We start from the raw sequence: 13738 nt of genomic DNA, 5'->3' as shown, positions 1-13738 counted from the left end.
AAATAAACAGATAATCTGGAAAATGCGGTAGATAAACTTTTTTTCATATACATTTGTAGACTTAAAAATTGAAGTATGGCGAAGAATTTAGTGATAGTAGAGTCCCCTGCAAAGGCAAAAACCATTGAAAAATTTCTAGGAAAAGATTTTAAAGTTGAATCTAGTTTCGGACATATTTCCGATTTACCTTCCAAAGAATTAGGGGTTGATGTTGAAGGTGATTTTAAACCAAAATATGAAGTTTCTAAAGATAAAAAAGCAGTAGTAAAAAAACTGAAGGATTTAGCTAAAAAAGCGGAAATGGTTTGGTTAGCAAGTGATGAGGATCGAGAAGGAGAAGCTATTGCATGGCACTTAGCAGAAGCACTAAAACTAGATAAAGATAGAACGAAGCGTATTGTTTTTCACGAAATCACTAAAGCTGCTATTAAAAAAGCTATAGAGAATCCAAGAGGTATCGATTATGATTTAGTAGATGCACAACAAGCACGTCGTGTATTAGATAGAATTGTAGGGTACGAGTTGTCACCAGTACTTTGGAGAAAAGTGAAAGGTGGTCTTTCTGCAGGAAGAGTACAATCTGTTTCCGTGCGTTTAATTGTAGAAAAAGAAAGAGATATTCAAGGGTTTAGTCCTGTGGGATCTTATAGGGTTGATGCAGAGTTTTCAAATGAAAAAGGACAAACATTTAAAGCAAAACTACCTAAGAATTTTTCAACTAAAGAAGAAGCACAAAAATTTTTAGAACAAAATGCTACGGCAGATTTTAAAGTTTCAGATTTACAAAAGAAACCAGCAAAAAAATCGCCAGCAGCACCATTTACAACATCTACACTACAACAAGAAGCATCAAGAAAGTTATATTTCTCAGTAAGCAAAACCATGACTATGGCGCAACGCCTTTATGAAGCAGGTTTGATTACTTATATGAGAACAGATAGTGTAAATTTATCTGATGAAGCTAGGCAAGGAGCACAGGCAGAAATAGAAAATGCTTATGGTTCACAATATAGTAAACCTAGAAACTATAAAGGGAAAGCCAAAGGAGCACAAGAAGCGCATGAGGCTATTCGTCCAACAGATTTTTCCAGACATTCAGTAGATATAGATAGAGATCAAGCACGCTTATATGATTTAATTTGGAAACGTGCCATATCATCGCAAATGAGTGAAGCAGAGTTGGAGCGTACCAATGTAAAAATAAAAGCGTCAACACATAACGAAACCTTTACGGCTAACGGAGAGGTTATAACTTTTGATGGATTTTTAAAAGTCTATTTAGAAGGAACTGATGATGAGGATGTAGAGCAAGAAGGTATGTTACCAGCAATGCGAACAAATGAGGCGTTACTTAATAATTATATTACAGCTACAGAGCGTTATACAAGACCACCGTCAAGATATACAGAAGCATCACTAGTTAAGAAATTAGAAGAGTTAGGAATTGGGCGCCCGTCAACATACGCACCAACGATTTCAACTATACAAAATAGAAATTATGTAGAAAAAGGAGCTGTTGATGGTGTAGAACGCAAATATGTACAGCTTAGATTAAAAGAAGGCGTAGTAAAAGATAAGACGTTAAGTGAAAAAGTAGGTTCAGATAAAGGAAAATTAGTTCCTACAGATATAGGAATGATTGTAACAGACTTTTTGGTAAATCATTTTGAAACTATTTTAGATTATAACTTCACAGCTAAAGTAGAAGCAGATTTTGATGAAATAGCAGAAGGGAATGAAGACTGGACCAAGGTGATGAAATCATTTTATAAAGATTTTCACCCAGTAGTTGAAGATGTGAAGGAAAATGCGGAAAGAGAATCTGGAGAGCGTATTTTAGGAACAGACCCTAAAACGGGAAAACAAGTAAGTGTGCGTTTAGGTAAGTTTGGACCAATGGTGCAAATAGGAACGGTTGATGATGAGGAGAAACCACAGTTTGCTAGTTTAAGTCCAGACCAACAGCTAAATACTATTACTTATGAAGAGGCCATAGATTTGTTTCAACTACCTAAAAATCTTGGAGTATATGAAGAAGAAGAAGTTGTAGTAAATAATGGACGTTTTGGGCCTTATGTAAAGTTTGGTGCAGCGTATGTTTCACTTCCAAAAGGAGTCGATCCATTAAGTGTAGAACTGGACGATGCTATTGTTTTAATTAAAGAAAAGCAAAAAGCAGATGCTCCTATATATATGTATAAAGATTTACCAGTACAAAAAGGTAAAGGGCGTTTTGGACCATTTATAAAATGGAACAATATGTTTATAAATGTAAATAAAAAATACGATTGGGATAACCTATCAGATCAAGATGTTATTGAATTAATTGAAACTAAAATTCAAAAAGAGATAGATAAGGTTATTCATAATTGGGAAGAAGAAGGAATTCGTGTTGAAAAAGCACGTTGGGGTAGACATAATGTTTTAAAAGGTAAAGTAAAAGTTGAATTACCTAAAACTGTAGATGTTTCAGAAATGACTTTGGAAGAAGCTAAAGGAATTATAGAGGCTAATACGCCAAAGAAAAAGGCTGTTAAGAAAAAAGCCCCAGCTAAGAAAAAGGCTCCTGCTAAAAAAACAGCAGCAAAAAAGAAATAGTATAAATGGTAGTTCTGTAATTGAATGTAGAGCTACAAAGTGAGTTTTTGCTTAAATAATAAAATAACAATACGAATTACTTTATGGATCTTAATTTCCTTTCTCCTGTTTCAGATTTAGTGATGGCGCATAATGAGTTACTTTCGCCTCAAGCATTAGGAAGAAAGATTAAAATTCATTCTATACAAAATGGTGTTCCAGATTTAGAAAATGTTACTATTGCTATTTTTGGTGTTTTAGAAAATAGGAATGATGTTGATTATATAGGAGAAGAGTTTGGTTTAGATGAAATACGTAAATCTTTTTACGGTCTTTTTCCAGGAATATGGAATACTACCATAGCAGATTTAGGGGATATCAATAAAGGAGAAAGAGTTGAGGATACTTATTTTGCTTTAAAGGAAACAGTTCGTATTCTAATTAAAAAGAATATCATCCCTGTAATATTGGGAGGAACTCAGGATCTTACATATGCTAATTATAGAGCTTATGATGATTTAATTCCTATGGTGAATATAGTAAATATAGATGCTAAGTTTGATTTAGGAGATTCTACAAAACCAATTAAGAATAATAGTTTTGTTGGAAAAATAATTATAGAAGAACCATATAATCTTTTTAATTATGCAACTATAGGGTATCAAACCTATTTTAATTCGCAAGAAGAAAAAGATTTAATGGATGGACTTTATTTTGAATCTTATAGGTTAGGGCATGTCTCTAACGATATATCAATAGTGGAGCCAGCATTAAGAGATGCTAATATTGTTAGTGTAGATTTAACTTCTGTAAAAGGAGCTGAAGTTAGTTTAAGACAGAAGTACTCTCCAAATGGTTTGGATGGAAAAGAAATTTGTGCTATTGCGCGTTATGCAGGTATTAGTAACAAAGTAAGTTCTTTTGGTATTTATGAATATAAGTCATCAAAAGATGATGAAATTACTTCTATGTTAATTTCTCAAATACTATGGTATTTTATAGAAGGAGTCAATTTTAGAATTAAAGACGATGATTTTTCTGATGAAAGAAGCTATCAAAAGTTTATAACATTAGTTGAGTCTCAGGAATTGGTGTTTTATAAGAGTACTAAAACTGGGCGATGGTGGATTGAAATACCTTTTTTAGCAGAAGTCAATAATAAATTGAAAAGACATACGTTATTACCTTGCATGCATCAAGATTATTTAGACGCTTGTAATAATAAGGTACCGGATAGATGGTACAAAGCGTTCCAAAAGAATTCAGTTTAGTGTTAATGAATAGTTAAAAATGTCAATTTCATCGGTGAAGCGCTATTTTTTAACGATGAAATGTAATTTTTTTCACAAAAAAGTTGTTTATTAAAAAATATATAAATATGTTTACGCTCTCAAAAATGAAGCTAAATAATTAACCTCGAGTTTTCTATGTATATGAAGAAGTTTATGTTATTAACCGCAGTATTAGCAATACTAGCCAGTTGTGGCTCTAAAGATAGAGGTGAGCTGGTTGGCGTTAAAGGAAAAAAATGGCATCCAGAAAAGCCTTATGGTATGGAGCTAATTCCTGGTGGTGCATTTATTATGGGTAAAGCAGATGATGATCTAGCTGGTGTCCATGATGCCCCCGCAAAAACAGTTACAGTTAGAGCCTTTTATATGGACGCAACAGAAATAACAAATAGCGAGTATCGCCAATTTGTTAATTGGGTTAGAGATTCAATACTTAGAACTAAGCTTGCTATTTTAGCAGACGAAGTTGGTAAAGTTCCAGAAGATGGAGGTATTGGAGAGTATGCATTTAAAGATGCAGATACAGCAAATATGTCTGTTTACGAAAAGTATATGTTTGAAAATTATACTGGTCTAGGAGAAACAGGATATGAAGGACGAAAATTAAATAAAGATGTTGATTTAGTTTATGATACAGCAGAATATCCAGATGAATATTATACTGAAGTTATGGATACGATGTATTTGCCTTTAGAAGAATCATATAATGGTAAACGTACATGGGATGTAAAAAAGTTTAAGTTTCAGTATAACTATATGGATATACAAGAAGCAGCAAGAAACAGAGGTGTAAAACGTAAAGACGTTATTATTAAAGAAGAAGTAGAAATTTATCCAGACACTACAGTGTGGATAAGAGATTTCTCATACTCTTATAATGAACCAATGCATAATGATTATTTTTGGCACGATGCTTATGGAGATTACCCTGTTGTTGGAGTAACTTGGAAACAAGCCAAAGCATTTTGTGAGTGGAGAACAATAAATAAAAACACTTATCAGAAGTCTAAAAGAGGTTCTGCAATGGTTAATACATTCAGATTACCATCTGAAGCAGAATGGGAATATGCCGCTAGAGGAGGTCTTCAAGCAGCAACTTACCCATGGGGTGGACCTTATACAAAAAGTGATAGAGGATGCTTTATGGCTAACTTCAAACCTGTAAGAGGTGATTATGCTGCAGATCAAGCATTATATACTGTTGAAGCTAAATCTTATGATCCTAATGATTATAATTTATACAATATGGCAGGTAATGTTAGTGAATGGGTAAATGCATCTTATGACCCTTCATCATATCAATATACATCTACAATTAATCCAAATGTTAACGATGAAGAGAATACACGTAAAATTGTAAGAGGTGGTTCTTGGAAAGATGTAGCATACTTTTTACAAGTAAGTTCAAGAGATTATGAATATGCAGATTCAGCAAGAAGTTATATTGGTTTCAGAACCGTTCAAGATTACATGGGGACACAAGTTACAAAAAACGGGGGAGATAAATAAAATTTTAAAATCAAATCAATAATAAATAACCTTAATTAACCTACTTAAGTATTTATACTTAAATTAAAAACCAAAAACTATGGCACAGTCAAAAGCAAGTAAAAGATTCATGAATATGGCCTACGGCTTAGGAGCAGCAATTGTAATTGTTGGAGCTTTATTTAAAATTATTCACTTTGAAATAGGACCTTTAACAGGTAACGTAATGTTAACTATTGGTCTAGTAACAGAAGCAATCATTTTTGCATTATCAGCATTCGAACCAGTTGATAATGAATTAGATTGGTCTTTAGTTTATCCAGAATTAGCAGGAGGACAAGCTAACTCTAAAGAAGAAAAACAAGATGCTCAAGGATTATTATCTAAAAAATTAGATGATTTATTAAAAGAAGCTAAAATAGATGGAGAGTTAATTTCTAGCTTAGGAGAAAGTATTAAAAACTTTGAAGGTGCTGCTAAAAATATGTCACCAACTGTAAACTCTATAGAAGCAACTAAAAAATATGGTGAAGAATTATCATTAGCTGCAGCTCAAATGGAATCTTTAAATGGATTATATAAAGTACAGTTAGAAAGTGTAAACAAACAAGCTACTATAAATCAGGAGTCTGTAGAAAATGCTGCAAAATTAAAAGAGCAAATGCAATCTTTAGCGTCTAACTTATCATCATTAAATGGTGTATATGGAGGTATGTTATCTGCAATGAACAAGAACTAATTAGGGGTTAATCCTAAATACACTATCAATTAACCAAAAACCCTAATTAACTATGGCAGGAGGAAATTTATCACCTAGACAGAAAATGATTAATCTGATGTATTTGATATTTATAGCAATGTTAGCTTTAAATATGTCAAAAGAAGTACTTTCAGCATTCGGATTAATGAACCAAAAGCTTACAGAATCTAATGAAGCAGCAACTGTTCGTAATGAAAGTTTCGTAGCTGGTTTAGACCAAAAAGCAACGGATCAACCAGAGAAGTATGAACCTCTAAAAGATAAAGCACATCAATTGGATAAATTAGCTTCTGATTTTAATACTTATCTTGAAGATTTAAAAGGTAAAATGACTTCAACTGTTGATGATCCCACAGATTATGAAATTATGGATAAAGGAGATTACCTTGACCAAAATTTCTTTAAAGGAGACAAACTAAAACCAGCAGGAGAAGAATTTTTAAGTAAAGTAAATTCTTTTAGAGAAGGTGTTGTTACGTTATTACAAGACCAAAAAGGTATGGAAGACATCGTAAAAGATGTTAAAGAGAAATTTAGTACAGAAGAAGAAACTAATAGAGATGGAATAAAAATTGATTGGTTAGATTATAACTATAAAGGATTTCCATTAGTAGCTTCTTTAACTAAAATGACCCAACTTCAAGCTGATATTAAAACTACAGAATCTGAAGTGTTGTCTAATATGTTACAAGGAACACTTTCAAGTGAGGTTTCTATGACTAATTATACAACTTTAATGGAAACAACTAAATCTGCTTATTTTAATGGAGAGAAGTTTGATGGACAGATCGTTTTAGGTCGTAAAGATGCTTCTACAAAACCTAAAAGAGTAGAATTACAATTAGATGGTAGAGATCTTAAAGAAGATCAATATACTATAGAAGATGGTAAAGTAAAATTAAACATAGGTACAGGAAGACCAGGTGAACATAAAATAACTGGTAATTTAATTTTTGGTGAAGATGGTGAAGAAATTGAAGTAGCAGTAAACTCATCATTTGCAACCGTATCTAAACCAAATGCTGCAACTATTTCTGCAGATAAAATGAATGTTGTTTATCGTGGTGTTAAAAACCCAATGACTATATCATTTGCTGGTGTGCCAGATAACAAAGTTTCTGCTAGTGCTCAAGGTTTATCAAGAAAGTCTGGTAGCAAATACATTATGGATGCTACAAGAATAAAAGGTAGAGAAGTAACTATAAATGTTTCTGGAACTTTACCTGATGGACAAAAAGTTAGTGATAGAGCTAAGTTTAGAATTAAAGATTTACCAAAACCAACAGGTACTTTAAGAGGTGAAGACGGTGCATTAAAAATGCAACGTACAAGTCTTCAAATATCTACTATAGGTGCTAAATTTGATGATTTTGATTTTGAATTACCATTAAGAGTGACGTCATTTAAATTTAAAGTTCCTGGTCAGCCTACAATAAGTGTTAAAGGAAATAAGTTAGATAGCAGAGCTAAAGGTGCATTACGAAAAGCTAAGCGTGGATCTGGTGTTCAAATATTTGATATTGTAGCGAGAGCTACTGGAGTTAGTGTAAAGCTTAAAAAAGTATCTCCAGTTTTTGTTGAGATAACAAATTAAAATAACATTAGGTAAAGAAGGAGTTCTAATAAATAATACATACCTAATAAGATAAAATTAAGAATGAAACATCCATATGGCTTTGAAGCTAAGATTAGTTAAAAAAATATGGATGTTACATTGAAAATTGAACATTGAGAAAGAAACAATAAAAATAAGAACATGAATTTAAGAAGTTTTTTATTAACAGTAACTACTGTTTTTGCAGTATCAAGTATATATGCTCAAGCAAATATATTGAATGCCAAAAGTCCAGAAGAAATTGGAGTAAGAACAGAAGAACAAAAAGCTGTAGATAACGACAAACCTTTGGAATATGGTTATGTTGATGATAGAGATATTTTGTTTTCTAAAATGACATGGGAAAAAATTGTTCTTGATGAACGTTCGAATTTTCCGTTATACTACCCTACAGATACTAATAACATTGGTAATGATAGAAGATCATTATATGATGTACTTATGAAAAGTATTAAAAAAGGAAAGATAGAAAATATATATGACGATTCTTATTTTACAACAAAAAGAACTTTAAAAGATATTGAAGCGGCTTTAGTTAGGATTGATACCACAGAATTTGGTATTGAGCAATGGAATGCTGGAGAACCAATATCTCCAGAATATATTAATAGAAGAGATATTACAGCAGCAGATATTAAAGAATATCATATAAAAGGACTTTGGTATTTCGATAAGCGTCAAGCTGAAATGAAATATAGGTTGTTAGGTATTGCTCCTGTTGCTCCAGATGTTAACTTTATTGATGATGCAGAGCCAGATTTAGTACCTTTGTTTTGGATATTTTTTCCAGATGCAAGAACAGTTTTGCACGAAGCTAAATCGTTCAATAATGAAAATAGTTCTATTCCTTTTTCTTTTGATCATGTTTTAAATTCAAGACGTTTTCATGGATATATCTATAAAGAAGAGAATGTGCATGGAGATAGAGAAATTAAGGAATATGTTTCAGAAAATGCTTTAATGCAATTATTGGAATCTGAAAGGATTAAAGATAAAATTAGAGATTTCGAACTTGATATGTGGACATATTAAGTTAAATCAAATAATAAGTTTAAAAAGAGATTGTTTTCAAGAAAGACAATCTCTTTTTTTTTAATAAAAATTCATTTTCTCAGTATCTTCGTGCCAATATGAAAGTAGATTATATAGTTGTAGGGATTGGTATAGGAGGAATTAGTTTTTGTGAGCAATTAAAGGCTAATAATAAAACATTTGTGGTATTTGACGATAAGTCTCAGAAATCATCAACAGTAGCAGGTGGATTATATAACCCAGTAGTTTTAAAACGCTTTACATCTGTATGGAAAAGTAAAGAGCAGTTAGAGATAGCCTTGCCTCTATATAAAAAGCTAGAAAAGGCTCTTAATGTTAAATTGGACTATAAAATTCCAGTATATAGAAAGTTTGCTTCACTAGAAGAACAAAATGATTGGTTTATGGCATCAGATAAATCGTTACTTTCAGATTACCTTTCAACAGATATTATTAAGAATAATAATAATGCTATTGATGCTTCTTTTGGATTCGGTAAGGTTATGCATACAGGAAGAATAGATGTGAAAACCATGATTGATGCTTACAAAGCAGATTTACTTGAAAAAGAGTTATTATTTGAAGAACCTTTTGATTACGATAAATTAAAAACTGAAGCTAAGAGTATTCATTATAAAAATATAATTAGTACAAATATAATTTTTGCTGAAGGTTACGGAATTAAGGATAACCCTTATTTTAATTACTTACCTCTAATACCAGCAAAAGGAGAATTAGTAACTATACATGCACCAGACTTAAAGATTTACTATGTCCTAAAAGCAGGTGTTTTTTTAATTCCTTTGGATAATGACTTATATATCGTTGGAGCTACTTATGAATGGAAAGATTTAAGTAATAAAATTACAGTAAAAGCAAAAGATGAGCTTTTAAAGAAACTAGAAAAGTTTATTAAAAGCCCTTTTAAAGTCGTTAATCAAGTAGCAGGAGTTAGACCCACGGTTAAAGACAGAAGACCTTTGGTAGGTCAGCATAGTACGTGTAAAAATATGTATGTGCTTAATGGTTTAGGTACTCGGGGTGTCATGATAGGACCTTATGTCGCAAATCAATTATTTAATTTTATTGAAAACAACATGCCTTTAGATAAAGAAATTGATATTATTCGTTTTAAATTTTAAAAGTTTCTAATCTTTAATTTGTGTTAAGAGTTGTAGAAAAAAATAGATCAACGAAATTGATACGCAAAGTACTCGTTGTAAATTAAAAAGATAAATTATTTTTTAGCAAGTGATTTGTCATAACTCATAAAAAAATTAATCCAAATATTTCTTGAAAGCCTTAAAATAATTGGCATAAAAACAATTAATGTCAATATTATTGATATAAAAATCACATGTATGCTTGCATTAAAAATAAAAAAAGAAATAAAAAAAGCAGTAGTAGCAAAGGCAATCCCAACTGGGTAACTTACATACATAGAGCCGTAAAAAAAAGAAGGCTCTATTTTGTATTTCGTATTACAATTGCTGCAATTTTCATGCATGCTTAAAGCTTTTGAGAGTATGTAAGGGTTTTTATTTTTAAACATAGATTCCTCATGACATTTTGGGCAAGAGCCAGTTAAAATACTATATAATTTTGTTCCTTTTTTAAACATATAATTTAATGTATTTTTGCAAGCGCATTGAGAAAAGTTATTTAGACCTAGAAGTCTAGACGTCTTTTTTAATTGCTATTCCGTATTTGTACTGAATTGGTTTCAGTAAAGTCGAAAATCTAAAACAAAAATAAGCGTTTAATAATAAACACTCAGTAATATAAGTTACATTTCTATGATGAACATTCACAATTTATCGATTTCATTTCAAGGAGAATATCTGTTTGAAGACATTACTTTTAAATTAGGAAATGGAGATAGAGTAGGGCTTATTGGCAAAAACGGAGCAGGTAAATCTACTATGCTTAAAATTTTATCTAAAGAAATGGAACCAGATACGGGGCAAATTGCAGCAGATAAAGAACTTAAAATTGGTTTTTTAAAGCAAGATATTGATTTTGTTTTGGGTAGAACTGTACTTGAAGAAGCTTATGAAGCCTTTACAGAAATTAAGGAGCTAGAAGTGAAAATGGAAGCTATTAATATGCAGTTAGCAGAACGTACCGATTATGAAAGCGAGGGCTATAACCAATTAATGATTGACATTAATGAGCATCAACACCAATACGAAATTTTAGGAGGTTACAATTATCAAGGTAATACTGAAAAAATTCTTCAAGGATTAGGGTTTAAACGCCCAGATTTTAATAAGTTAACAGATACCTTTTCAGGAGGTTGGCGTATGCGAATTGAATTAGCTAAATTATTACTTCAAAACAATGATATACTATTATTGGATGAGCCAACAAATCACTTGGATATTGAATCTATTATTTGGTTAGAGGATTTTTTAAAGAGGTATGCAGGGGCAGTAGCAATAGTATCTCATGATAAAATGTTTTTGGATAATGTAACAAATAGAACCATTGAAATTTCTTTAGGAAGAATTTATGATTATCCTAAGCCTTATTCTAAATATTTGGTTTTACGTGAAGAATTAAGAACTCAACAATTAGCCTCGCAAAAAAATCAACAAAAGCAAATAGAACAAACTGAAAAGTTAATAGAAAAATTTCGTGCCAAAGCTTCTAAAGCAACTATGGCACAATCATTAATTAAAAAGCTAGATAAGATAGATAGAATAGAGGTTGATGAAGATGATAATAGTGTAATGACCCTTAATTTTCCTGTATCAATAACACCAGGAAAAGTAGTTGTAGAAACAGATAAAATTTCAAAAAACTATGGAGATAATCAGGTTTTAAAGCAAATAGACTTACTTATTGAAAGAGAAAGTAAAACAGCATTTGTTGGGCAAAATGGTCAAGGTAAATCTACATTAGCAAAAATTATAGTTGGAGATATAAAATATGATGGAGGATTGAAATTAGGGCATAATGTTCAAATAGGATATTTTGCTCAAAATCAAGCAGAGTATTTAGATGGAAATAAAACCGTATATAATACCATGGTAGATGCAGCTAATGAAACCAATAGAAGTAAAGTTCGTGATATTTTAGGATCTTTTTTGTTTAGAGGGGATGAAGCCGATAAATATGTAAGAGTACTATCTGGAGGAGAACGTAATCGTTTAGCATTAGCTAAATTAATGCTACAGCCATTTAACGTATTAATAATGGATGAGCCTACTAATCACTTAGATATAAAATCTAAGAATGTATTAAAAGAGGCTTTAAAACGATTTGAAGGGACTTTAATATTAGTATCGCATGATAGAGATTTTTTACAAGGATTAACAAATAAAGTATATGAGTTTAAAGACCATAAATTAAAAGAGTATCTAGGTGATATTGATTATTATTTAGAGCAGAGAAAGGTTGAAAGTTTACGTGAGGTTGAAAAAAGAACAGTTATAAAAGAAACCCCGAAAGAAAAGAAGCAACAATCTTATGAAGATCAAAAAAAAATAAAGTCTTTAAATAATAAGTTAAGTAATGTTGAAGCAAAAATTAACCAATTAGAGCGCGATATTAAGGCTATAGACTTGGAGCTTGAAGTTAATTATGAAGAAGTAACCTCGAAACCCGATTTTTTTGATAATTATCAAAAAAAGAAGATAGATTTACAGGGGTATATGGAAAAATGGGAAGTCATTCAACTAGAAATAGAAAAATTTTAACAGCTTTAAATGTTAAAATTTAATGTATTTTATCGATTAAAATAGTTTTTAATCCGATTATAGTCTATTTTTGATAACGAATCAACCGCCCTCCATCTAACCAAAAAAATGAAGACTTTAAAACTACTAATAATTTGCTTTTTTGTAACATCTTATTCATTTGCTAACATTTCTTTAGAAGAAAAGAGTGCTTTAATAGCATTGCATAATGCAACTAATGGAGATAAATGGAATTCTACTTGGGATTTTAATACACCTATAGATACTTGGCATGGTGTTACGGTAGAAAATGATAGAATAGTTGAAATTAACCTTCAGTTTAATAACCTTAATGGTCAATTACCTAAAGAAATAGGTAATTTAATTCATTTAAGGAAAATTAATTTAGGTTTCAATAAACTATCAGGAAAAATTCCTCCATCTCTAAAGAATTTAAAAGAATTAATATCTTTAGAATTGTTTATAAATGCTTTTAACGGACACATACCTTCTGAACTAGGCGAATTAAAAAATTTGAAATACATAAGAATTAATAATAACAATAGACTTATTAAGAATACAAGAGAATCGTTAATAAGATTAGCAGATTTAAGAGAACTTTTATTAAAAAGTAATTTTTTAATAAGAAAGACTCCAAATGAAGTTTGTTAAATTAAAAATCTACATTTTATAACATTTAAAAAGTTTATATAATTGCCAATAATTACGTAAGCTTTGTAAAAACCTAAAAATGATACTTTAATTTACATATTATAATAAAATAAAAGTAACAAAGAGATATTGAAAATGATAATTATATAAATTTTCATTAAAACGGAAAACAGCTATCAGTTATTAACTGGTAGCTGTTTTCCGTTTTAATAGTATTTTATGCTAGAACATTATTTTACTTGTCCTTATTGTTGGGAAATATATCTATGCTGTTAGATAATTCGATTAATGAACAGTCTTATATAGAAGATTGTGAGTTTTGTTGTAATTCTATTCAAATTTCTTTACATTTTTTTGATTCCGAATTACTAGGTTTTCAAGTAGATAGCATCGAATAGACATTTTTTTTAATTTTATGCTTGTAGAAACCTAAAAAGGGTTGTATATTTGCATTCGGAAATGATTTGGTCGGCATTATGAACCGAAAGTTAAAAGCTAAGTAAATTATTTTTAAATTATATCGCGGGATAGAGCAGTAGGTAGCTCGTCGGGCTCATAACCCGAAGGTCACTGGTTCGAGTCCAGTTCCCGCTACTAGCAAAATCAAGCCTTTCAATTTCTT

11 protein-coding genes and 1 tRNA gene are annotated in these 13738 nt (G+C 30.8%); 11 read left to right on the top strand and 1 reads right to left on the bottom strand.

The annotated features are described in order from the left end of the window. Nucleotides 1-75 precede the first annotated feature (75 nt). The 7 genes from topA (at nt 76) to A8C32_RS18660 (ending at nt 9906) form a co-directional block, all read left to right on the top strand. On the top strand, nt 76-2598 hold the full coding sequence (topA, locus tag A8C32_RS18690; protein ID WP_069831900.1) for a type I DNA topoisomerase: 2523 nt from the start codon (nt 76-78) through the stop codon (nt 2596-2598). Nucleotides 2599-2681: 83 nt separating this feature from the next. Continuing rightward, entirely contained in the window at nt 2682-3848 is a 1167-nt protein-coding gene (locus A8C32_RS18685) for a formimidoylglutamase (RefSeq protein WP_069831899.1), read from the top strand. 162 nt (nt 3849-4010) lie between these two features. Next, nucleotides 4011-5378, top strand: coding sequence for a T9SS ring complex lipoprotein PorK/GldK (gene porK, locus A8C32_RS18680; protein ID WP_069831898.1), 1368 nt, complete (start codon nt 4011-4013; stop codon nt 5376-5378). A gap of 79 nt (nt 5379-5457) precedes the next feature. Beyond that, a complete protein-coding gene (gene porL, locus A8C32_RS18675; RefSeq protein ID WP_069831897.1) occupies nt 5458-6096 on the top strand; it encodes a type IX secretion system motor protein PorL/GldL in 639 nt (212 codons plus the stop codon). Between the two features lie 52 nt (nt 6097-6148). Beyond that, nucleotides 6149-7711, top strand: a complete 1563-nt coding sequence (porM, locus tag A8C32_RS18670) for a type IX secretion system motor protein PorM/GldM (RefSeq protein WP_069831896.1) — start codon at nt 6149-6151, stop codon at nt 7709-7711. Between the two features lie 162 nt (nt 7712-7873). Next, nucleotides 7874-8764: a type IX secretion system ring subunit PorN/GldN gene (gene porN, locus A8C32_RS18665; protein WP_069831895.1), complete on the top strand. Its 891-nt coding sequence runs from the start codon at nt 7874-7876 to the stop codon at nt 8762-8764. A gap of 98 nt (nt 8765-8862) precedes the next feature. Beyond that, the gene (locus A8C32_RS18660; protein WP_069831894.1) at nt 8863-9906 is read left to right on the top strand and encodes an NAD(P)/FAD-dependent oxidoreductase; all 1044 of its coding nucleotides are present in this window, start codon (nt 8863-8865) and stop codon (nt 9904-9906) included. A 95-nt stretch (nt 9907-10001) separates the two neighbouring features. Here A8C32_RS18660 and A8C32_RS18655 read toward each other — a convergent pair whose 3' ends face one another. Continuing rightward, nucleotides 10002-10385 carry a DUF983 domain-containing protein gene (locus A8C32_RS18655; protein WP_069831893.1) on the bottom strand — a complete coding sequence of 128 codons (384 nt, stop codon included), beginning with the start codon at nt 10383-10385 and terminating at the stop codon, nt 10002-10004. 175 nt (nt 10386-10560) lie between these two features. Between A8C32_RS18655 and A8C32_RS18650 the strand changes: the two genes are divergently transcribed. The 4 genes from A8C32_RS18650 (at nt 10561) to A8C32_RS18640 (ending at nt 13710) form a co-directional block, all read left to right on the top strand. After that, nucleotides 10561-12465: an ABC-F family ATP-binding cassette domain-containing protein gene (locus A8C32_RS18650; protein WP_069831892.1), complete on the top strand. Its 1905-nt coding sequence runs from the start codon at nt 10561-10563 to the stop codon at nt 12463-12465. A gap of 108 nt (nt 12466-12573) precedes the next feature. Continuing rightward, nucleotides 12574-13116 (top strand): hypothetical protein, encoded by a 543-nt coding sequence (locus tag A8C32_RS18645; RefSeq protein ID WP_069831891.1) that lies wholly within the window; start codon nt 12574-12576, stop codon nt 13114-13116. 266 nt (nt 13117-13382) lie between these two features. Then, nucleotides 13383-13514: a zinc ribbon domain-containing protein gene (locus A8C32_RS20115; RefSeq protein WP_083253428.1), complete on the top strand. Its 132-nt coding sequence runs from the start codon at nt 13383-13385 to the stop codon at nt 13512-13514. Nucleotides 13515-13637: 123 nt separating this feature from the next. Next, a tRNA-Met gene (locus A8C32_RS18640) sits at nt 13638-13710 on the top strand. Nucleotides 13711-13738 lie beyond the last annotated feature (28 nt).

Source organism: Flavivirga aquatica, assembly GCF_001747085.1.
Taxonomy (GTDB): Bacteria; Bacteroidota; Bacteroidia; order Flavobacteriales; family Flavobacteriaceae; genus Algibacter_C; species Algibacter_C aquatica.
Note: the sequence above shows the minus strand (reverse complement) of the source record. Positions and strands in the feature narration are given on the sequence as shown.

Bases quoted from the DNA above. Each gene is read 5' to 3' on its own strand.
- topA (WP_069831900.1), top strand. From the start codon at position 76: ATGGCGAAGAATTTAGTGATAGTAGAGTCCCCTGCAAAGGCAAAAACC.
- A8C32_RS18685 (WP_069831899.1), top strand. From the start codon at position 2,682: ATGGATCTTAATTTCCTTTCTCCTGTTTCAGATTTAGTGATGGCGCAT.
- porK (WP_069831898.1), top strand. From the start codon at position 4,011: ATGAAGAAGTTTATGTTATTAACCGCAGTATTAGCAATACTAGCCAGT.
- porL (WP_069831897.1), top strand. From the start codon at position 5,458: ATGGCACAGTCAAAAGCAAGTAAAAGATTCATGAATATGGCCTACGGC.
- porM (WP_069831896.1), top strand. From the start codon at position 6,149: ATGGCAGGAGGAAATTTATCACCTAGACAGAAAATGATTAATCTGATG.
- porN (WP_069831895.1), top strand. From the start codon at position 7,874: ATGAATTTAAGAAGTTTTTTATTAACAGTAACTACTGTTTTTGCAGTA.
- A8C32_RS18660 (WP_069831894.1), top strand. From the start codon at position 8,863: ATGAAAGTAGATTATATAGTTGTAGGGATTGGTATAGGAGGAATTAGT.
- A8C32_RS18655 (WP_069831893.1), bottom strand. From the start codon at position 10,385: ATGTTTAAAAAAGGAACAAAATTATATAGTATTTTAACTGGCTCTTGC.
- A8C32_RS18650 (WP_069831892.1), top strand. From the start codon at position 10,561: ATGATGAACATTCACAATTTATCGATTTCATTTCAAGGAGAATATCTG.
- A8C32_RS18645 (WP_069831891.1), top strand. From the start codon at position 12,574: ATGAAGACTTTAAAACTACTAATAATTTGCTTTTTTGTAACATCTTAT.
- A8C32_RS20115 (WP_083253428.1), top strand. From the start codon at position 13,383: ATGCTGTTAGATAATTCGATTAATGAACAGTCTTATATAGAAGATTGT.